General features: G+C 65.2%; 23 protein-coding genes. 9 read left to right on the top strand and 14 right to left on the bottom strand.

Going from position 1 to position 20413, the window contains the following annotated elements; translation table 11 throughout:
• Window positions 1–14: 14 nt before the first annotated feature.
• The 6 genes from HWX69_RS08060 to purE form a co-directional block, all read right to left on the bottom strand.
• A complete protein-coding gene (locus tag HWX69_RS08060; protein ID WP_156709584.1) occupies window positions 15–476 on the bottom strand; it encodes a NuoI/complex I 23 kDa subunit family protein in 462 nt (153 codons plus the stop codon).
• Window positions 477–478: 2 nt separating this feature from the next.
• Window positions 479–1546 carry a complex I subunit 1/NuoH family protein gene (locus tag HWX69_RS08055; RefSeq protein WP_178916551.1) on the bottom strand — a complete coding sequence of 356 codons (1068 nt, stop codon included), beginning with the start codon at window positions 1544–1546 and terminating at the stop codon, window positions 479–481.
• The gene (locus HWX69_RS08050) at window positions 1543–3222 is read right to left on the bottom strand and encodes an NADH-quinone oxidoreductase subunit D (protein WP_178916550.1); all 1680 of its coding nucleotides are present in this window, start codon (window positions 3220–3222) and stop codon (window positions 1543–1545) included. Before HWX69_RS08050 ends, HWX69_RS08055 begins: the two co-directional genes overlap by 4 nt.
• A complete protein-coding gene (locus HWX69_RS08045) occupies window positions 3219–3905 on the bottom strand; it encodes an NADH-quinone oxidoreductase subunit B (protein WP_156709581.1) in 687 nt (228 codons plus the stop codon). The genes HWX69_RS08050 and HWX69_RS08045 overlap by 4 nt, the downstream gene beginning before the upstream one ends.
• Entirely contained in the window at window positions 3902–4306 is a 405-nt protein-coding gene (locus HWX69_RS08040) for an NADH-quinone oxidoreductase subunit A (RefSeq protein ID WP_156709580.1), read from the bottom strand. Before HWX69_RS08040 ends, HWX69_RS08045 begins: the two co-directional genes overlap by 4 nt.
• Window positions 4307–4376: 70 nt before the next feature.
• On the bottom strand, window positions 4377–5000 hold the full coding sequence (gene purE, locus HWX69_RS08035) for a 5-(carboxyamino)imidazole ribonucleotide mutase (RefSeq protein WP_178916549.1): 624 nt from the start codon (window positions 4998–5000) through the stop codon (window positions 4377–4379).
• A gap of 152 nt (window positions 5001–5152) precedes the next feature.
• Between purE and HWX69_RS08030 the strand changes: the two genes are divergently transcribed.
• Complete coding sequence (locus HWX69_RS08030) at window positions 5153–6463, top strand: S8 family serine peptidase (RefSeq protein WP_178916548.1); 1311 nt, start codon at window positions 5153–5155, stop codon at window positions 6461–6463.
• Here the strand turns inward: HWX69_RS08030 and HWX69_RS08025 are convergent, their stop codons facing one another.
• Both HWX69_RS08025 and HWX69_RS08020 read right to left on the bottom strand, forming a co-directional pair.
• Entirely contained in the window at window positions 6464–7615 is a 1152-nt protein-coding gene (locus HWX69_RS08025; RefSeq protein WP_178916547.1) for a 5-(carboxyamino)imidazole ribonucleotide synthase, read from the bottom strand. It abuts the gene before it with no gap.
• A gap of 52 nt (window positions 7616–7667) precedes the next feature.
• Window positions 7668–9404: a flippase activity-associated protein Agl23 gene (locus HWX69_RS08020; protein WP_178916546.1), complete on the bottom strand. Its 1737-nt coding sequence runs from the start codon at window positions 9402–9404 to the stop codon at window positions 7668–7670.
• A gap of 125 nt (window positions 9405–9529) precedes the next feature.
• On the opposite strand from HWX69_RS08020, the gene HWX69_RS08015 reads away from it, so the two are divergent.
• The 3 genes from HWX69_RS08015 (at window position 9530) to HWX69_RS08005 (ending at window position 11866) form a co-directional block, all read left to right on the top strand.
• Window positions 9530–10246: a GNAT family N-acetyltransferase gene (locus tag HWX69_RS08015; RefSeq protein WP_246286420.1), complete on the top strand. Its 717-nt coding sequence runs from the start codon at window positions 9530–9532 to the stop codon at window positions 10244–10246.
• 64 nt (window positions 10247–10310) lie between these two features.
• Complete coding sequence (ribH, locus tag HWX69_RS08010) at window positions 10311–10721, top strand: 6,7-dimethyl-8-ribityllumazine synthase (RefSeq protein ID WP_178916544.1); 411 nt, start codon at window positions 10311–10313, stop codon at window positions 10719–10721.
• Window positions 10718–11866, top strand: coding sequence for an aminotransferase class I/II-fold pyridoxal phosphate-dependent enzyme (locus tag HWX69_RS08005; RefSeq protein ID WP_178916543.1), 1149 nt, complete (start codon window positions 10718–10720; stop codon window positions 11864–11866). The genes ribH and HWX69_RS08005 overlap by 4 nt, the downstream gene beginning before the upstream one ends.
• Window positions 11867–12111: 245 nt before the next feature.
• Here the strand turns inward: HWX69_RS08005 and HWX69_RS08000 are convergent, their stop codons facing one another.
• The 5 genes from HWX69_RS08000 to HWX69_RS07980 all read right to left on the bottom strand — a co-directional run bounded on the left by HWX69_RS08000 (window position 12112) and on the right by HWX69_RS07980 (window position 16325).
• Window positions 12112–13695, bottom strand: coding sequence for a bacterio-opsin activator domain-containing protein (locus HWX69_RS08000; protein ID WP_178916542.1), 1584 nt, complete (start codon window positions 13693–13695; stop codon window positions 12112–12114).
• Window positions 13696–13757: 62 nt separating this feature from the next.
• The gene (locus tag HWX69_RS07995) at window positions 13758–14189 is read right to left on the bottom strand and encodes a hypothetical protein (protein ID WP_178916541.1); all 432 of its coding nucleotides are present in this window, start codon (window positions 14187–14189) and stop codon (window positions 13758–13760) included.
• Window positions 14190–14233: 44 nt separating this feature from the next.
• Window positions 14234–14509, bottom strand: coding sequence for a hypothetical protein (locus HWX69_RS07990; protein WP_178916540.1), 276 nt, complete (start codon window positions 14507–14509; stop codon window positions 14234–14236).
• Complete coding sequence (locus HWX69_RS07985) at window positions 14506–15510, bottom strand: DUF7490 domain-containing protein (protein ID WP_178916539.1); 1005 nt, start codon at window positions 15508–15510, stop codon at window positions 14506–14508. The genes HWX69_RS07990 and HWX69_RS07985 overlap by 4 nt, the downstream gene beginning before the upstream one ends.
• 47 nt (window positions 15511–15557) lie before the next feature.
• On the bottom strand, window positions 15558–16325 hold the full coding sequence (locus HWX69_RS07980; protein WP_178916538.1) for a DUF2797 domain-containing protein: 768 nt from the start codon (window positions 16323–16325) through the stop codon (window positions 15558–15560).
• A 75-nt stretch (window positions 16326–16400) separates the two neighbouring features.
• On the opposite strand from HWX69_RS07980, the gene HWX69_RS07975 reads away from it, so the two are divergent.
• Window positions 16401–16736 carry a BsuPI-related putative proteinase inhibitor gene (locus HWX69_RS07975; RefSeq protein ID WP_246286419.1) on the top strand — a complete coding sequence of 112 codons (336 nt, stop codon included), beginning with the start codon at window positions 16401–16403 and terminating at the stop codon, window positions 16734–16736.
• Here HWX69_RS07975 and HWX69_RS07970 read toward each other — a convergent pair whose 3' ends face one another.
• On the bottom strand, window positions 16737–17672 hold the full coding sequence (locus HWX69_RS07970) for an NAD-dependent epimerase/dehydratase family protein (RefSeq protein ID WP_178916537.1): 936 nt from the start codon (window positions 17670–17672) through the stop codon (window positions 16737–16739). It lies immediately after the preceding gene.
• A gap of 87 nt (window positions 17673–17759) precedes the next feature.
• Between HWX69_RS07970 and HWX69_RS07965 the strand changes: the two genes are divergently transcribed.
• The 4 genes from HWX69_RS07965 to HWX69_RS07950 are packed head-to-tail and all read left to right on the top strand — an operon-like array spanning window position 17760 to window position 20393.
• Entirely contained in the window at window positions 17760–18305 is a 546-nt protein-coding gene (locus HWX69_RS07965; protein ID WP_178916536.1) for a tRNA (cytidine(56)-2'-O)-methyltransferase, read from the top strand.
• Window positions 18306–18353: 48 nt separating this feature from the next.
• Window positions 18354–18893, top strand: coding sequence for a transcription factor E (tfe, locus tag HWX69_RS07960; protein ID WP_178916535.1), 540 nt, complete (start codon window positions 18354–18356; stop codon window positions 18891–18893).
• 3 nt (window positions 18894–18896) lie between these two features.
• Window positions 18897–19574, top strand: coding sequence for a DUF2110 family protein (locus HWX69_RS07955; protein ID WP_178916534.1), 678 nt, complete (start codon window positions 18897–18899; stop codon window positions 19572–19574).
• Window positions 19575–19577: 3 nt separating this feature from the next.
• Window positions 19578–20393 carry a DUF5803 family protein gene (locus HWX69_RS07950; RefSeq protein ID WP_178916533.1) on the top strand — a complete coding sequence of 272 codons (816 nt, stop codon included), beginning with the start codon at window positions 19578–19580 and terminating at the stop codon, window positions 20391–20393.
• Window positions 20394–20413 lie beyond the last annotated feature (20 nt).

The following is a 20413-nucleotide window of genomic DNA, read 5'->3' as shown; positions in this document are numbered from 1 at the left end:
AAAAAGTTCGGGGTCTATTGATAGTCGACTTCCCCTTCGCCTTCCCCAATCCACGCACCACGGTCGGGTTCGCGCGAGGCGAGGGGGTCGATGTCCTTGAACCACGGGACGTTCTTCAGTTGCTCCTTGTTGTAGGCGAGGTCGTCCTTCGTGTCGCCCGTGAACTCGAAGTTCTGGGTGAGCAGGATAGCGTCGACGGGGCAGACCTCCTCGCACAGTCGGCAGTAGATACACTGGCCGATGTGGAGGTTGTACTCCTCGCCGTTGCGCTGGTCGTCCGTGATAATCTGGATGGTGTCGTTCGGACAGACGTTCTCACACTGGCGACACCAGATGCAGCGCTCCTGGGAGAACTTGTGGACGCCACGGAACCGCGGCGACACGTCGGGTGTCTCCTCGGGATACTGGACGGTGAACTTCTCGCCGTCCAGCGCGTGTTTCATCGTCGTTGCCATCGATTTGAGCATTCCAATCATGGTTAGGCGATCACCCCCACGATAACGGCAGTGAGGACGAGGTTCGCGAGCGCGAGCACGAGCATGCCCTTCCAGCCCACCTCGATGAGCTGGTCGATGCGGAGTCGCGGCAGCGCCGAGCGCGCCCACTGCGTGAACAGGAAGACGGCCCAGATTTTGATGATGAACCACAGGATGCCCGGCAACACCGGTCCGGCGGGGCCGCCGAGGAACAGCGTCGCGATGATTGCGCCGCCGAGGAAGATGTGGATGAACTCACCGAGGTAGATGAGCACGAAGTACGCACTCGAGTACTCCGTCTGGTAGCCGGCGACGATTTCGGTCGGCGCCTCCGGGATGTCGAAGGGGTTGCGGCCGACTTCCATCAGGTTCGCGACCATGAACAGCACGAACGCGAAGGGGTTGACGAAGACGTACCACGACGGAATCGCGACGCCGCCGAGGGAGACGAGCGTCTCGGTCTGTGCGGCGACGATTTCGCTCATCTGCAGCGAGCCGGCAAAGAGGACGACCGACGCCGCGATGAGTATGAGCGGAATCTCGTAGGCGAGGTTCTGTGCGACCGCGCGCAGCCCGCCGAGCATCGAGAACTTGTTGTTCGACGCGTAGCCGGCCATCACCAGCCCGACCGAGGCGATGGAGGCGACGGCGAAGACGTAGACCAGTCCCGCTTCGGGGTCGGCGAGGTGGATGCCGTTACCCATCGGGATGACGGCGAAGCCCAACAGCGCGGAACTCGCGATGACGATGGGTGCGAGGTCCCACGCCGGACGGTCGACGCCCTCAGGGACGATGAGTTCCTTCGACAGCAGTCGGACCGCGTCGGCGACGATGATGAGCAATCCGGCGGGGCCGATGCGGTTGACCGCATAGCGGTCCGTGAACGCGGCGGTAATCTTCCGTTTGGCCCACGGGCCGGCCAGCGCCGTCATCGTCAACATCAGCGTGCCGACGAGCGCCGCGCCGATGAACGACGCGATGAACGTCTCGCCGGGACCCATGTCGGTGCCGAACCCCAGCAGGTCGCCGATGATGTCGGGCAGCGGCGTCTGGGTCTGGGCCGGAATCATCGGTCCACCTCACCCAGGACGATGTCGAGGCTGCCCAGCGACGCGATGAGGTCCGGGATGTACTCGCCTTCGGTCATCTCTCGCAGCGTGTGCAGGTTACAGAAGCACGGACTGCGAATCTTGAACCGAGCGGGCTTGTCGGTACCGTCCGAGCGCATGTAGATGCCGAGTTCGCCCTTCGCGGCCTCGACGCCGCGGTAAATCTCGGTGTCGGGGTCGGGTTTGAGCGTCCGCGGAACGTTGGCCTGAATCGTTCGCTCCTCCTCGGGCCACTCTTCGAGCAGGTCGACACACTGCTCGATGATCTTCGCGGACTCCTCGACTTCGCGCATCCGGACGAGAACGCGGCTATAGTTGTCACAGCCGTCCTCGGTGATGACGTCCCAGTCGAGTTCCTCGTAGTAGCCGTAGGGGTCGTCCCGGCGCAGGTCGATGTCGACGCCGGAGCCACGGGCGACGGGGCCGGTGGCGCCGTACTGTTTTGCGACCTCCGGCGGGAGTTCGCCGGTGTTGACACACCGGAGCTGGAAAATCTCGTTCGAGGTGATGAGGTTGTGATACTCCTGGGTCTTCTCCGGGAGGTCGTCGAGGAAGTCACGGACCTTCTCGAAGAACTCCTCTCGGGGTTCGGGAATGTCCCAGGCGACGCCGCCGAGACGGAGGTAGTTGAACATCAGCCGCTGCCCGGTGAGGTCCTCGAGGATGTCTTGGACGACCTCCCGATCGCGGAAGGCGTACTGGAAGACGGCCGTGAAGTCACCGAAGACGTCCAGCGCGAACGTCCCCAGTGCGAGCATGTGACTGGCGATTCGGCACAGTTCCGCGGACATCGTCCGGATGACCTGTGCGTACTCGGGCACCTCGATGTCCGCCATGTCCTCGGCCGCGCGGGCGTAGGCCCACTCGTTGAGGATGCCGGCGGAGACGTAGTCCCAGCGGTCGGGGTACGGCATAATCTGGTGCCGGTAGGTCGACTGCTGGCACATCTGCTCCTCACAGCGGTGGAGGTAGCCGATGTCGGGTTCCACGTCGGCGATTTGCTCGCCGTCGAGGACCGTCTCGACGTGCAGGACGCCGTGGGTGGCGGGGTGGTGCGGTCCGATGTTGATGAACATCGTATCGGACTCCGACCCCTCGCCGCGCTGATCAGGCTCCAGAGGGTTGGCGTGTTCGCGGAACGGGACGACCTGCGGCTTCTCGGGGTTGTAGTCCTTCCCGAGGGGGTGTCCTTGCCAGGTCTCCGGCAGCAGGATGCGACGCAGGTCGGGGTGGTCGGCGTACTCGATGCCCACGAGGTCGTAGGCCTCCCGCTCGTGCCAGTCGGCCGTCCGGTAGACCGCTTCGCCGGACTGGCTAATCGGTTCGTCACGCGTGGTGGGAACGACGACGCCGACTTCCTGTGTCGGGTCGTCGTACTTCTTCAGGTGGTAGATGGACTCGTAGCGGTCCTCGTACTCCTGGGCGGTGACACACGAACAGTAGTCGAAGCCCGCCTCCTCGCGGAGCGCGCCGAGGGCTTCCTGTACTTCGTCCGGGCGGACCACGAACGCCGGCGCGTTGACGTGTTCTTCCCGGCCGATGACGGCGTCGCCGAGCAGCGCCTCGAGTTCGGCGTAGTCGACGTTGCCGTCGGGCGTTTCACCGACGTCCGTGGGTTTTGGTTCTTCCAGACTCATGGTGAGTTCGCCCAGTTGTACCGCATGACGAGGTCATCCTCGTCGATTTCGTCTGCGAGATGCTGTACCAACTCGTCGCGTTCGAGGTCGCCGAACTGTTCGAGTTCGTACGGTTTGACCGTCACCGGCGAGGTTTCACCGTTCGCGACTCGCTCCTGCAGTTTGGCGATGCCGTAGATGAGCGCCTCGGGGCGCGGCGGACAGCCGGGAACGTGGATGTCGACGGGGATGACCTCCTCTGCACCCTTGATGACGTTGTATCCCTCCTGGAACGGCCCGCCGGAGATGGTACACGACCCCATGCCGACGACGAACTTCGGTTCGGGCATCTGGTCGTAGACGCGCTTCATCCGCGGGGCGAACTTCGAGACGATAGTCCCCGGGACGATAATCACGTCGGCCTGTCGCGGGGAGGCCCGCGGCACACCCGCGCCGAAGCGGTCGAGGTCGTGCTTGATGGCGTAAGTGTGAATCATCTCGATGCTGCAGCACGCGATACCGAACTGCAGCATGAACATCGACGAACCCCGGACCCAGTTCATGAACTTGTCGAACTTGGTGAGGATGAACGGCGAGGAGCCGAAGGCCTCCCGAAGTTTCGAATTGAACCGGTTGTCGACGCCGTCGCCCATCCGGGCTTCCTGCGTCGAGACTGTGTCGTGGATTTCCTGTTCGCTACTCATAGTTCACTCTTGATTTCCGCACGTTCGCTCTTGACCCAGCGAACGGCACCGTTGCGCCACGCCCACCCGAGTCCGATAACGAGAATCGCGAGGAAGACGAGCATCGGGCCCAACACCGGTGTCAGACCGAACTCGGCTACTGCGTCGCTGTAAATCAGTGCCCATGGGAAAATGAGCACCGTCTCGATGTCGAAGACGACGAACAGCAGCGCGATTAGGTAGTACTGGATGTTGAACCGAATGCGCGTATCGCCCGTCGGAATCTCGCCGGATTCGTAGGTGGCGCGTTTACCTTGTTCGGGCACGCTCGGCCGGAGGAGACTCGATATCCCGATCATCGAGAGGGGTATCGCGACTCCCACCAACGCCAGCGCCCCGACGGCGATCCATGGATTGCTCATCGCTTCTGTATCGTATGACGGTTAGGAACACCGATACATAAGAGTTGATTTGTCCGGCGGCGACGCCGACTCACTGCCGATTTTCGCGGAACGCCTCGGTTCCCTCGCGGTGAAGTGCCATCGACACCTCGCCGACGCCGTCCTGGAGGTCGTCGTGGTACGCTTCCAGGCGGTCTTCGAGTTCGGGGTGTGCACGCGAGAGCGTCTGGACTGCCGACAACGCCGCGTTGAACGACTTGCCCGCATCGACGGCGACGATTGGCGCGCCCGTCGGCATTCCGATAACCGAGTCGACGGACTTCTCCTGAACTGGGACGCCGACGACCGGAATCGGGTAGGCGATGGAGGCGGTCATATTCGGGAGGTCCGCCGATTTCCCGCCCGCACCGGCGATGATTACGTCCAGTCCACGCTCCTTGGCCGTCTCGCCGTAGACGTACATCAGTTCGGGCGTCCGGTGAGCGGAGACGACGAACGTCTCGAAGGTGAACCGCGACGCCGGCGGGTCGTCGTAGTCGGTCACTTCCTCGAATCCGAGTTCCGTCAGCGCCTCATAGGCCCCGTACATGGTGTCGAGGTCCGAATCCGAGCCCATGATGATGCCAACGTCGGGCGTCTCCTCGTCGGAGCGGTCCGCCTCGGCTTCGGCCTCCAGTAGGTCGATAACTTCCTGAACTTCCGCAGAGCGTGTCATACGCGTGTCCCCGAAGGGAGGGCGCTTTGTCGTTGTGGTTGCGCGTGGGTCGTGTCACGACATATCCGTGTGTCCGACTACCGAGGACACAAAAACCACCACACATCGACGGCGGTGAAATTACGACAGTAGAGTTGTCGAATACAATTGAAATGCATCGCAGACGGACGTTTCTGAAAGGCGCTGGAATCGTCGGAACGGCCGGCATCCTCGGGGTCAGCAACGTGGCGGCGACGACCACGACGGGAATCGACGACGCACTCGACCTTACGGGTGGCGTACAGGACGCGATTGCCGTATTGGACGCCGACGCGGCGGTCGAGGGAATCGCCGAGGAGATAACGGACCTCGATGTCGACGCCGAAAGCCGAGCGTTTGAGGTGTTGCCGCTCGTGTACTTCCGAGCGCCGGGGGCCGTCATCGAGACGGTCGCCGAACTCGACGGCGTTCGCTACGTCGCCGCCAACCGCGAGTTGGAGTACTACAACGACGACGCCGCCGAAGTGACCGACGTGAATGCCGCCCGGTCGAGTCGGAACGTCGACGGCTCGGGAACCCACGTCGCCGTCATCGACAGCGGCATCGACGCACTCCACCCCGATTTGACCGTCGAGAACAACTATCAGTGGGCGGGCAATCCCATCGGGTCGCCGACGCTGTGGGTGCCGGCTCACGACCTCGACACCGACGAACTCGGCCACGGCACCCACTGCTCGGGCACCGTCGCCGGGCGGGGCGACACCGACGGCGGAATGGCCCCCAGCGCCTCGCTGACGGGGTATTCGACCGGCGCAGCCGTCTCCGTGTTGAAGTCGGCCGCGGCGTTCGACCACCTGCTCGCGAATCACGCCGACGCCGTCGACGTGGTGTCGAACTCCTACGGCGCGGCCTCGGGTGCCGATTTCGACCCGAACGCGCCGCTGAACGTCGCAACCGAGACGGCCACCTTCGATGAGAACCTCGTCTGCGTCTTCGCGGCCGGTAACGACGGCCCGAGCGCGAACACCCTGAACGACTACGCGAAGGCGCCGTGGGTACTGGGCGTCGCCGCGACGAACGACGACAAGGCGCTGATGGACTTCTCCTCGCGGGGGCGTCCCGGCGGGAAACACGACCGCTCGGCCGCCCTCGACGACGAGACGGGTATCTACCGCCCCGGCGTCGCAGCCCCCGGCAACCAAATCAACAGCACGATGTCGCCGACCGACATCCTCCAGGCGACCGCGCCCGACACCGACCCCTACTACGCCGCGATTTCGGGCACGTCGATGGCGTGTCCGGTCGTCTCCGGCGTCGCCGCGCTCATGCTGGAGGCCGCAAGCGGCACGCCCGACGCTCTCGAAGTCATCAGAACCATCGAGGCCACCGCCGACGACATCGGCTTCGACCCCTACGAGACCGGTCGCGGGTTCGTCGACGCCGACGCCGCCGTCGACCGCGCCGCCTCCGGCGACTGGGCCTGACTACTCGAAGGTCAGCCCGTCGCGCAGTTCTCGCGTTTCTTCCAACAGCTCCGAACAGTCGGAAGCCTCGTCGTCGACCAACGTGACGTGGCCCATTTTCCGGAGCGGTCGGACTTCGCGTTTCCCGTACCAGTGTAGCGATGCCTTCGGCGCCTCAAGGACCGAATCGGTCCCCGAGAGGGTCGCGGTTTCCGTTTCGTCCACATCGCCAAGCAGATTCGTCGTCACGCTCGGCCCGCGGCGCTCGGCCGAACCCAAGGGCCACCCCAACACCGCACGGACGTGCTGTTCGAACTGCGAAGTTCGTGCGCCCTCGATTGTCCAGTGCCCGGAGTTGTGCGGCCGGGGGGCGATTTCGTTGACGAGTATCTCGCCGTCGACTTCGAACAGTTCGATACCGTAGACGCCCCGACCGTCGAGGGTTTCGAGGACGTCGAAGGCAATCTCTCGGGCTCGCTCCCTCGTTTCGGGGTCGGTACGCGCCGGAGACGCCGTCTCTCGGAGAATCTCTTCCTCGTGAATCGTCTCGGTGACCGGGTAGGCACGAACCTCCTCGGCGCCTTTCACGCCCATCACCGCGAGTTCGCGCTCGAAGTCCACCATCTCCTCGGCCAAGGCGGGGCCGCCGAGGGCTTCCAGAACTTCTTCGGCCTCCTCGGGACCGTTCGCTGGCATGTTTCCACGACCGTCGTAGCCGCCCTCTCGTGCCTTACACATCAGCGGCCAGCCCAGTTCTTCGCCCGCCGCGCGCAGGTCGTCGGCGTCGTCGACCTGTCGAAACGCGGGAATCGGGATTCCCGCGTCGGTGAGCGCGCGGTTCTGGACGAGTTTGTCCTGAATCGTCCGCAGGGTATCGGGGTCGGGATGGACCGGCGTGTCCGTCTCCTCGCTGACGCGCTGCATCTCGTCGGGGTCGGCGAGTTCGATTTCGAAGGTGAGTACGTCGACCCGCTCGGCCAACTCTCGAATCGCGTCGTAGTCGTCGAAGTCGCCGACGATTTGCTCGCGGACGACCGGCGCGGCCGGACAGTCCGGCGTCGGGTCCGAGACAACCAACTCGACGCCCAGCGGGCCGGCGGCTTCGCCCATCATCCGTCCGAGTTGTCCGCCGCCGACGACGCCCAACGTCGCGGCTGGCGTGGTGTGGTTCATATGTACTTCCGGGTAGCCACCGGCCGAGAAAGTTGCTATCTGGAACGGCCCCTCACTCCAGCCGCGATTCGTCGACGTAGAAGACGAACGGCGTGTCGAAGGTCCGCATCAGGTGGACGCGAGCGTCGTAGCGGTCGTCGATGCGCTCGTCGACGGCGCCGCGTTCGTCGGCGTGGACGATGACGACCGGCGGGTTCTCGGCCAGCGTCGATTCGAGCGTCCCGTTGTCGGGCGCACAGTCGACGTTCATCTCGCCGGCTTCGAAGTACCACGGCAGCGGCAGCGAGTTGAACCAGTTCGAACACGTCGGCCGCCGCTCTAGCTCCCCATCGCCGGTCGGGTTGTAGAGATGGTCGCCGTACAGCACCACGTCAGTCCCTTCGTTCTCGTCGGCGAGCGTGCGCATATCGGTAAGCGTCGGTTCCACGTCGCCGGAGGGCTGGGCGTACTGAACGAGGGGATTGTCGTCGGATTTCGGGTCGGCAAAGCTCGTCGCGTAGCCGGTCCAGGCCATCGACCCGACGAGGACGATGCCGAGGAGGACGACCAGAGCGACGCTGACGGTGTCGTCGTCGAGTTGGGCGTCCCGGCCCCACCGATAGAGGATGCCGAGTCCGTAGGCGGCGGGAATCGCCAGCGGTAGGACGATGTGGACGACGAGCCACGCCGACCCGCCGATGTCGGTGATGAAGGGGTAGCCGACGAGCGAGGCGGCCCCCCAGTAGAAGCTGAACGAGACGAGGTCGTCGGGCCGGTCGGCGGCGTACAGCGTGACGGCGAAGCCGACCAGCGCCATCGCGACGAGCGCAGTCGAGGACTCGGCGGTGATGAGCGCCATCTCACCGAAATATTCGAGGTACGGATTGGGGTCGTCTGTTCGGGGCGTTATCCACTGACAGCCGTACAGTTCGGCGGTCGAACCGAGCGTGAACGCGAAGAGGTGCGGGAGTTCCAGCGGGTTCACGAGTGCCTCCCCGAGCGTCGGCGCGGCGCCCACGTCGAAGTAGCCATCGTAGCCGCTACAGGAGCGGTAGTACAGCCCCTGTGATGGGAGGCTGCCGCGCGGCGCGTACACGTACGTGACGGTTACGAGGAACAGCGCGACGCTGCCGGCGATGGAGCGAGCGTGGCGGACGACGCTGCCGAGCGCCCACGCGAGATATCGTCGAAGAACATCCATCGGGGATTGCTCACCGAGCCGGGCGAACAGCAGTCGGTGATGGAGGAGCAGGACCGTCGCGCCGACGAACGCAAAGAGGTACGCCAGCACGTTCTCCTTGGCGCCGAAGCCGACGGCGAGGGCGAACGTCGCTCCGTAGAGATAGCGGCCGTCGTCGAAGTCGATGGCTCGGACGAAGCAGGCGAAGGCGAGAAACGAGAAGGTGGCCGCGAGGATGTCGCTCCGCATGAACCGCGAGAAGTACAGCAACACGGGGTTCAACGCGAGCAACAGCGCCAACGAGACGACAGTCTCATCGCGCAGTCGGTGTCGGAACAGCAGTGCGGTAAGCGGCAGGAGGCCGCCGACCAAGGCGGGAAACAGCCGCATCACGAAGTCGGTCGCGCCGAGCAACTCGAACAGCGGCGCGTTGACGAGGTGCAACAGCGGGCCGTGGATGATGGGCCGGTAGAACGTCACCCCCGAGGCGGCGTAGTCAGCAATCCAGTAGGCGACGCGACCCTCGTCCCAGTGGGCGACGCGACTGCCGAGAAAGGCCAACCGGAGGGCAATCGAGACGACAGTGAGACCGAGAACGGCGAGCAGCGTTCTGTCGCGACGAACGTTCATCGGCGGTACCCAGACGCCCGGGGATTAGAATCCTTCTGGTCCGTAACTAGTCGTGTGATAACACGTAACAAGAGTCAAGTCGGTCCGAGCCCAACTCTTTTGAGACCATGTCGAGCGAACGCCCCATGTTCGAGACCCGTGACCGCAGAGAACTGTACGAGTTCATCGACTCACGCGGCGAGGTGACCTACGACGACCTCGTCGAGTCGGACCTCCTGACCGACCCCGACCGGTATCGGCAACTGGTCGCGGTGATGAAACGGGACGGCATCCTGGAGGAACACGACGGGACGCTCCGGCCGGCGCTGGACGCCGGAACCGAAGAGACACACCACATCGACGGCACGGAGGTGACCATCCGGCCGGCGAGACAGGAAGACATCTCCGGCATCCTCGGCGTGATGCGACAGGTAGCCGAGGAGAAACGCTACATCGTCGCCGAGGACGTAGCCGAGCAGTTGTCGAGCGACAGCGCCCTCGTCCGCCAGGACCTCGAAGACCAGCGGTTCTTCGTCGCCACGATAAACGACGAAGTCGTCGGGTGGTGTGCCGTCGAGACGCCCCGACTCGACAAACTCGCCCACACCGGCGAACTCACCCTCGGGGTCTTAGAGGAGTACCGGGGACGAGACATCGGCAGCCACCTGATGCAGCGGGCGCTGTCGTGGGCCTCGAAAGCCGGCTTCCACAAGGTGTACAACAGCATTCCGGCGACGAACGCCGCGGGCATCGAGTTCCTCGAAGAACACGACTGGAACACCGAAGCCATCCGCCGGGACCACTACCGCATCGACGGGGCGTTCGTCGACGAAGTGATGATGGCGCTGCAGTTGAACGACTAACCGTCGCCGGCCGTTCGGCGGTCGTTTCGGCAGTTCTTTTAGGCGCCCTGACCGAGCGACAGTCATGGTAGCGCTCGGGCTGGTAGTCGCGCAGTTCAACAAAGAGCGGCCGATTACCCACGAGATGGAGGACCGCGGACGGGCGGCCGCCGACGACGCTGATGCCGACATCGTCGAAACTATCGAGGTACCGGGGGCCTACGACACGCCGCTGGCCGCCGACCGACTGGCACGGCGGGAAGACGTCGACGCCGTCGCCGTCCTCGGTGCCATCATCACCGGCGACACCGACCACGACCAGGTCATCGCCGACGCCGCCGCACAGGGGTTGACCGACGTATCGTTGGAGCGGGACACCCCGGTCGCCTTCGGCGTCATCGGCCCCGGAATGAGTCAGGCGGAGGCCGAAGAACGAATCGAATACGGGGCGACCACCGTCCGGAGCGCTATTGAACTCGCAGAGGAACTACAATGACAATGGATTTCGCAGACCGCCTCGAGCGCGTCGAACCGAGTGCAACGCTCGCTATCAGCAACCTCGCATCGCAACTCGAAGCCGACGGCGTCGACGTCGTCGACCTCTCGGTGGGTGAACCCGACTTCCCGACGCCGGCGAACGTCGTCGACGCGGGCAAGCAGGCCATCGACGACGGCCACACCGGCTACGCCCCCTCCAACGGGATTCCCCCGCTGAAGGAAGCCATCGTCGAGAAACTCGACGGCGACGGCCTCGACTATTCGACCGACGAAGTCATCGTCACTCCCGGTGCCAAACAGGCGCTGTACGAGACGTTTCAGGCGCTCATCGAAGAGGGCGACGAGGTTGTCCTCTTGGACCCCGCGTGGGTGAGCTACGAGGCGATGGCGAAGATGGCCGGCGCAGACATCTCGCGTGTCGACCTCTCGGAACACGACTTCCAGTTGGCGCCGGCGCTCGAGGAACTGGCGGCGACGGTCTCCGACGACACCGAACTGCTCGTCGTCAACTCGCCGTCGAACCCCTCCGGAGCGGTCTTCGGCGACGATGCCCTTGAGGGCGTCCGCGACCTCGCCGTCGACCACGACATCACCGTCATCTCCGACGAGATTTACGACGCCATCACCTACGACACCGAGCAGACCTCGCTGGGCTCGCTCGACGGGATGGGCGAGCGAACGGTGACCATCAACGGCTTCTCGAAGGCCTACTCGATGACCGGCTGGCGACTCGGCTACCTCGCCGCGCCCGAACCACTCGTCGAGCAGGCGTCGAAACTCCACAGCCACTCGGTGTCGTGTGCGACGCACTTCGTCCAGTACGCGGGCGTCGAGGCACTGGAGAACACCGACGACGCCGTCGTCGAGATGCGCGAAGCCTTCGAGGACCGCCGCGACATGCTCGTCGACCTCTTCGCCGAACACGGCAAAGAGGTCCCGGTTCCGGACGGCGCGTTCTACATGATGCTGCCGGTTGATGACGACGACCAGGCATGGTGTGAGGGCGCCATCGAGGACGCCCACGTCGCCACCGTCCCGGGGAGTGCCTTCGGAACGCCCGGCTACGCACGACTCTCGTATGCGGCCAGCGAAGAGCGGCTCCGCGAGGGCGTCGAGCGGTTGGCCGACGCTGGCTACCTGTAATCGAACTGCTTACGACATCGATACGTTTCTCGGAGGAAGACGTCCGCGGCTCAGAACGGAGACGTTCAGGGCCGGCGGTAAAGTGCATCCCCACCCCGTCCCCCAGACGCCGGCGAGTCGAAGACCTCGATAGAGGGCGGCGGCCGTCTTTTGCGGCCGCGATGGGTTCGGCGACCACCCCACCGCCGAATCCCGAGTGAGGTCTCCACCTACGGCTGGCACCCACTGCGGTATGAACAGTTCTTCTAGTCCTCTAGATGCTGGAGGTACGCTTCGACGAGCGCCTGCTGTGCGTGACGGAGGTGGTAGTGGAACGTCGGGGAGCTGATGTCCATCGTGTCGGCGATGTCCTCGGCGGTGGCGTCCCGCGGCCACGAGAAGTAGCCGCCGAAGAAGGCGTGTCTGAGCGCCGCCTGCTGTTTGTCGGTCAGTCGGTCGTCGATGCCGTCGTGGAACGCCTCAACGGTCTGAACCGGCCGTTCGACCTCGTGTTTCGACACCAACTCGGCGTCGTAGAACTCCTTGGCCGCCTCGACTATCGGGCGGGGAGACGAATCGCCCGGAACTTCCGCGACGAAGGTGGTCTCTCCGTCCCGGGCCTCGAGGGATACCGGCGACGCGCCGGCCTCCAGCAGCCGACGGGTGAGGGAGTCGGTCGTCACGACCTCGAAGACGCCGTCGTCGCCGTTTGATCCGACGTACTCCGCTGATTCGACCGTCGGCGTCTCCTCGGCAATCGCCTCGACCCGTTCCGGCGGGAGCCCCGAGACCGTGATGTAGTGGCGATACCGGTCGGCGCCCGCCGGCGTACTCCACTCGTGTCGACAGGGACCGTCGGCGAGCGTCGACACTGACGCGAGGAAGGCTTCGGGACTCTCGATGCGGAAGGTGAGTCGCGTCGCGCTGTCGGAGAGGAGCAGGCGTTCGGTCTGGACGGCGTTGATGGCGAACCCGACGATTTCTCCGAGGCGTCGGAACGCCGCCTGCTCGCGGTCGTTGAACGCCTCCGACCGCGAGGAGTACACGACGAGGACGCCCAGGACGTTCCCCCGGTGGACCAACGGAACGGCGACGCCGGATTCGATGCCGCGTTCGACGGCCGCCTCCCGAACGGGGTCGGGGAACGACAACTCCGGGATTCGCTGTGCCGCCTGTGGCTCGCCGGTGTCGAGCGCTTTCTGTGCCGGTCGGGTCCACTCGAGGTCGTTGAGTCCCTCGATTACCTCGAGGAAGTCCTCGCCGACGCCGATGCCTGTCTCCGGCCTAATGCTCTCCTCGGGCGTGTTCCGTCCGACCCACACTGCCCGATACAGCTCGGAGGCGGCCAGTCGTTCACACACCGTCGATTCGATCTCCTCCCGGGTCGCGGCGTCGACGATACCTCGGATGACTCCGTGAACCGTCTCGCTGATTCGGTTCATCGTGTCGAGTTCGTCGCGCTGTCGCCGGAGGGCAGCCTCCCGGTCGTGGCGAAGCGAGATGTCGCGTGCGATGCTCACGAGCACCGTCTCGTCGCTAACCTCCAAGACGGTGCTGTTGAACTCGTGGGGAATCCGTCGGCCGTCCGTCGTTAGAACCTCGAACTCCATCGTATACCCCGGCGGGAGCGACTCGAAATCCGCGAGAGCCTCCCTCGCGTCGCCGCGCTGCTCGGAGGAGAGCAGGTCGAAGCCGTCCATCTCCGAGAGTTCCTCGTCGTCGTACCCAGTCACCTCCCGAACCTGGTCGTTCCACCACAGCAGCCCGCCATCGAGGTCCAGAATGTACACTAAATCCGGGAGTGATTCCAACAGTTTCGCCGTCGACGCGTCGATATCGAACTCCGACATATCCCACCCTACTCGCCACTCACGACGCTGAAACAAAAAACAGCCGGCTGGTGGTTCGACAGTCAGTCGTCGAGTGCGTCGGCGACGCGCTCAAGCTCGCGTCGGATGTCGTGGAGCTCGTCGCGGACCTTCCGGACCTCACGGACGAGCTCTTCGTTGTCCTCACTTTCGCCGCGGGCACCGGGGCCGCCGGGGCCACCACCCATACCGGGGGCGCCGCCCGGACCGCCGCCGCCCATCATGCCGCCCATCATCTGGGCGAACGGACTGCCGCCACCGCCGCCCATACCGCCGGGGGCGCCGCCCGGACCGCCGCCGCCCATCATCTCTTCGAGTTTCTCCTCGCGGCTCAGGCCCTCACCCTCGCCACCCTCGCCTTCGCGCTCCTCGGCTCGCTGCTGGCGAATCTCTTCGACTCGCTCGCGGAAGGACTTCTCCTCGCCGCCTTCCTCGCCGCCCTCTGCTTCGTCGGACGCGTCGTCGTTGTCCGTCATGACCCCCTCTTTCGTCTCACCGCAGAAAAGTCCACAGGTCTCGGCTACCGGAGGCGACGCAGCAGCGCGACCATTCCGGCGATAGAAACACACAGCACGGCGAAGTTGAGCCCGATTCGAGCGAACGGCTGGAACCGGTCGGCGACCCACACGTCGATGACCGCCGAGAGACTCGTATAGAGACCGATTCCGGCGACGACAGCGAGGATACCGAGTGCGACGAGGCCGCCCCACGACAGGTACGCGAGGACCGTCTCAACGTCGACGTTCGGGCCCTTCGAGCTCTCCTCCGCGGCGACCGCTTCGGGGTCGTCGCTCATGCCGACCACCTCCGGGCGGCGAACAGCGAACCGAGAAGTGCCACGACGGCGACGGCGGGGCCGAAGCCGGGTTGACCCTCACCGGCCGTCGGTGACTCCCGGACAGGACGGTCGGCGCCATCGCCGCCCGTCTCGAAGTCGCTGGCCTCGAAGGCGACCGCACGGCGCGTCTCGTTGGCCGCAAGCGTCTCCTCGGGATTGAGGTTCGCGACCGACCGCGTCGAGTCGAGAATGACGCCGTCGCGCCACAACGTCACGTCGAGGTAGTAGTTGTAGTTCTCCGGAACCGACAGTTCGACGCTGGGCGTCGCGGTTCGACCCGGTTCGATGGCTCCGACGGTCGTCTCGGTGCGTGCGGCGACGACGTTCGAGTCGGACTGGCGTGCGGTGACGACGAGACGGAGCCCCGATTCGGGGGCGTCGCCGCCGTTGGTGAGATAGCTCGTCACATCGAGCGTCGTCGTCTCGCTGTCGCTGGATTGGATGGTGTACTCGACGGCCGGTTGGGCGGAGAAGCGATGGAACGCGACGTTGGTTTCGGCGTACGGCGGCGTCAGCGCCGAGACGCCGCTAACGCTCGCCCGTGCGGCGTCGACCCGCTGGCCGTCGACGTACAGTAGCGCGGATATCTCGTAGCCACCTTCGCGTGGGACGGTCACCGAGACGGGTGCTTCGTGTTCGGTTTCGCCCTCGACCGAACCGAGGTCCGTTCTGGCGGTGTCGGCGACGAGGCCGCTGTCGGCGTCCGTCGCGCGGACGACGACGGTCACGTTGTCGGCGGGGCCGCCGCGGTGGGCGAGATACACGGTCACGTCGAGCGTCGCCGTCTCGCCGGTCACCTCACCGACGGCCAGCGTCGTCTCGGAGACGTCCAATCGGGCGGGCGGTGCGTCGCGTTCGGGTGCCGGGTCGCTGACGAACCCGGGGACCAGCGCGGCGATAGCCACCGTCGCGAGGAGGGCGACGACGGCAACGCCGGCGAGGAGGGCATCGGTTCGCATGCAAACGACTGGCAGAGCCTCGGATAAATGTCTTCTGCGGTCGAAACTCAGCCGAACGCGCCGAGACTCGACTGCAGCTGCCGGGCGGAGGACCCCTCTCGGAGTTCGTAGCCGACGAGGTCACGCATGTCGACGGCGAAGGTCCCCCCGTCTCGTTCGAGGAGGAGTACCCGACCTTTCGTCCCGAGGACCGTCCCCGAGGCGAGCGTCTCCGCGACCGGCGCGGCCTCGAGGTCCAGTCCGTACTCGAAGGCGTACGTTCCCTGTACGTCGAATTGCGAGAGCAGTCGGCTCCACGCGGTCTCGTCGACAGTCCGTCCCATCCCGTCGATTTTCGCAGGCACGCGGACGGCGTCGGGAATCGGGATGTCAGCGGCGAGTTCCGCCTCGATTTCCCTCGCGATGCGGCCGTTTTCGACGGTGTAGATGTGGGCAGCGCGGTCAGCTCCCTGCTCGCGGAAGCGGGTCTCCAGCCGGCGTAGTTTCGTCACGCCGACCTTGAACGTCTTCGGCGCGAACGCGGCGAGGTAGACGGCATGTTGCTGGTAGCAGTCCATCTCCGCCTTCAGGCACGTTCCGGTACAGCGGGCACACACCCACGTCGAGTCGTGGGACTCACAGTACGGCGCCGTGGAGTTCTCACAGGCGAGGTGGTCGGCGCCGTCGACGGTGCCGGCACAGCGGCGCTCCCCGAGTGACCACTGGAGTTGCCGCCCCGACTCCAGCGGTTCCCGCTCGACGACGCCGTCGGTGGCAACCAACAGCGCGGCCGCTGTCTCTCGGCCCACACCCGTCTCGTAGCCGACGACTTGCACGTCCCCACGTAGCCGCGGCGCGGCTTTAGGCGTTTCTTCGCTGGTTCGTGACAACCCTTTTATGTAGGAGAACGAATGGACTCCATGCTCGATGCGGCGCTGGAGGTGACCGTCGGCGACGGCGTCCACTTTACGTTCACCGTCACCAACCCGGGGGACACTCCACTCGAAGTGACGTTTCGGGACGCCTGTCGGGCCGACTTCGCCGTCTACGAGGACGACACGGAGATGTGGCGCTACAGCGACGGCAAGGCCTTCGCACAGGTCCTCACCCCGGCGGACTTCCAGCCCGGCGAGTCGGCCACGTTCGAGGAGACGTGGCCGGACCCGACCCCCGGCGACTACACCGCCGAGGCGACGCTCCGGGTCGTCGAAGACGAGATATCGGCGCGAACCCCGTTTTCCGTGTAATTACTCGAAGTCGGCCGCCAGCAGTTCCCGGACCGCCCGCCGGACGGCGTCGTCTGAGGAGCCCTCCGGCGTCCATCCGAGACCCGCCAGTTTCTCGACGGAGAGTCTCATCCGCGGCACGTCGCCGACCCACCCGCGGTCGCCGCCGGTGAAGGAGTAGGCGGGGTCGAGGTCCATCTCCGCGGCGACGATGTCGGCGATAGTGCGTACCGAGGTCGTCGTCCGCGTCCCGAGGTTGTAGGTGTTCATCGCCGCGTCCGCGTTTTCGATGACGTAGCACATCGCGTCGATGCAGTCGTCGATGTGCATGTAGGACTTCTCCTGTCGGCCGTCACCGAGGATTTCCAACTCGGATGGGTCATCTCGGAGTTTGTGGATGAAGTCGGGGATGACCGCGCCGAGCTGGAGCCGCGGGCCGACGATGTTGGCGAACCGGAAGTTCCACACCTGGAAGTCGTGGCTGTTCGCGTACACCGACAGCAGTGACTCCTCGGCCAACTTCGCGGCGCCGTACATGCTGATGGGTTCCAGCGGCGCGTAGTCCTCGGGCGTCGGGCGCGGGGCCTCGCCGTACACCGTCGAGGAGGACGTGAAGGCGACGTGCTTGCAGCCGACCGACCGCATCCGTTCGAGGACGGTCGCGGTCAACTCCGTGTTCAGCCGAAACTGTTCGTTCGGCGCGTCGCTGTCGACTGCCTTGTCGGCGGCGAAGTGAAACACGGCGTCGGTGTCCTCGTCGATGGCTTCGGTGACGGCCGCGTCCTCACGAAGGTCGCCTTCGACGAGCTCGGCGTCGTCGGGGACCCACTCGCGGCGGCCGTTGCCGAGGCGGTCGACGACGACGACCTCGTTGTCGGCGACGAGGCGGTCGGCGAGGTGCGAGCCGACGAAGCCCGCGCCGCCGGTGATACAGAGCCGCTTGCCGGAGAGGTTCATTGGCGGCGCTGGGAGTGGCGAGCGTAAGTCGGTTTCGAGAGCGGCCGTTCCGAAACCCCCTAAGCCGTCGACCGGATAGCAGCGGGCATGCAACAGGAAAACGAGGTGTGCGTCCTCCGTCTCGGCCACCGCCCGGGCCGGGACAACCGGATGACCACCCACGTCGGACTCACCGCGCGGGCGCTCGGCGCCGACCGGGTGGTCATCTCGGGTGACGCCTCGCAATCGGCCGAGACCATCGCGGACATCACCGACCGCTTCGGTGGCCCCTTCGAGGTGGAGGTGACCGACAGCCACCGGAAACTCCTCCGGGAGTTCGACGGCGTCGTCGTCCACCTCACGATGTACGGCCTGCCGGTACAGGACGTGGAGGCCGAGGTTCGGGCCGACCTCGAGGAGAGACCGGTTCTCGTCGTCGTCGGCGCCGAGAAGGTCTCCTTCGACGTCTACGAGGCCGCCGACTACAACGTCGGCGTGACGAACCAGCCCCACTCGGAGGTGGCGGGACTGGCGGTGTTTCTCGACCGACTGTTCGAGGGGCGGGAACTCGACCGCGAGTGGGTCGGCGCCAGCCACGAAGTCGTCCCGAAGGCCACGGGCAAGCAGGTCGAGCCAGTCGGCGAGGAGGAGTAGAATCCGGGAGCGGAGCTTTTAAACGACTCGCTGGCGCACGTTTACACAATGGCTTTTGACGAACTGTTGAACGACCCCGTGATTCAGAAGTACCTCCACGAACTCGTGGGGCCGACGGGGATGCCGGTCGCGGCCGCACCGCCGGACGGCGAGGTGACCGACGAGGAACTCGCCGAGGAGCTCGGTCTGGAGCTCAACGACGTTCGTCGGGCGCTGTTCATTCTCTACGAGAACGACCTCGCGACGTACCGTCGGCTCCGCGACGAGGACTCGGGGTGGCTCACCTACCTGTGGACCTTCGAGTACGAGAACATTCCCGAACAGCTCGAAGAGGAGATGCACCGGCTGTTGGAGTCGCTCGAAGAGCGCCGCAGCTACGAACAGGACAACGAGTTCTACCTCTGTAACAACTGCCAACTCCGCTTCGAGTTCGGCGAAGCCATGGAGTACGGCTTCGAGTGTCCCGACTGCGGCGGCCCGCTGGAGACGATGGACAATCAGCGACTCATCGACGCGATGGACCGCCGCATCGAGGAGTTGCGCACGGAACTGCACATAGACGAAGAAGCCGACGGGGCGGAAGCGTAGTCGATGGTCGTTCTCGCAACGAAACTGTACGTCGGCGGCGACGCAAAACAGCGGTCCCTCGATTCGCTGACCTCGCTCGTCGAAAACGACCTCGCGGACCTCGACGTGGAGTTCACCGTCGGGCTTCGCGACGACGGCTTCCCGTCGGTGACGATTACCGGCGAGGACGCTCCCGTGGCACGGAACCTGTTGGCCGAGGAGTGGGGCGCAGTCACGCCACACCGCGACGCCGGCGAAACGTACGTCGGCACGCTGGAGTCGTGGGACGACGAAGGGTTCATCCTCGATGCGGGCGAGCCGGTCCGGATTCCGGCCGACGAACTCGGCCTGGGACAGGGCAGTCCCGACCAGATTCGCAGGCGGTTCGGCCTCGTCCAGCACATGCCGCTTCGGTTCGTCGAAGGCGAAGCGGACGAACCGGCCCGCCTCGCCGACGACGAGCGGGACCGACTGTACGAGTGGACCCGCGGAACCGACCGCGTGAACGTCAACAGCGCCACGCGTGCTGAGGTTCGAGCGACCGTCAACCGGGCCGGCCACGCCGAAGACATCGTCACCGTCGAGCGCCTCGGCCTGCTCGAACAGAGCATCATCTGCCGTGAGGAGACCGACGGCCCGGGACTGCTCTCCGACATCGGCCCACACCTCCGCTCGGAGTTACTCGTCGTCGTCACCGACTGAGCCATGAACCGACGCCTCCTCGCCGCCGTCGCCCTCGTCTTTTTCGTCGGATTATCCGGCTGTACGGCCATCTTCGGCGCCAATATCGACGACCCCGAGGCGCTGTCGGCCGACGCCGAGTACGACTACGACACCGACTACGACGCCTCGCTCGTCCTCAACCGCGACAACTACACCGCCGTCTACAACGTCTCACGGAAGACGGTCGGCGACGAGGGCGAAATCGAACTGTACACGACCGACGCGCTGGCGGTCGAGCGACCCCTCGAACTCAGAGGGCTGCAGTTCCGCTACCCCAACGGGACGGTGTTGCGCTACACCAGCGATGGCGATGTCGTCCGCACCGACACCGGCGAAACAGTCGACACCCTCGAGGTTGACAGCACCCGACAGCGCTCCATCGTGGAGTTGCCAGCAGAGGAGGGCCAACTCGCCTTCACGACGCCGCGAAACGGCAAACAACTCACCGTCGAGACGCCGGTCAACGGCAGTTACGGGGTCGCGCTCCCGCCGAACACGGACGCCTCGATTCCGCTGTTGTCACAGGTTCGCCCCGAAAACGACGACCGCCGTGAAGTCGGCGACCGCGTCGTGCTGACCTGGGAGAACCTCGACACCTCGGTGTTGGTCCTGCGGTGGTATCTCAACCGCGACATCTGGCTGTTCGGCGGGCTGGCAGCCATCGGGACCATCATCGGCCTCGTCGGCGGCGTCTACTACTACTTGCAGATACAGCGAGCGAAGGAACGCCGCGAGGCGGAGGGCATCGATATCGACTACGACGACGACGGCGACGGGCCGCCACCCGGAATGCGTTGAGGTTTACCGGGTGGCTCACC

The sequence above is a fragment of the Natronomonas gomsonensis genome (genome assembly GCF_013391635.1).
Taxonomy (GTDB): domain Archaea; phylum Halobacteriota; class Halobacteria; order Halobacteriales; family Haloarculaceae; genus Natronomonas; species Natronomonas gomsonensis_A.
This window is presented reverse-complemented; position numbering and strand designations above follow the sequence as displayed.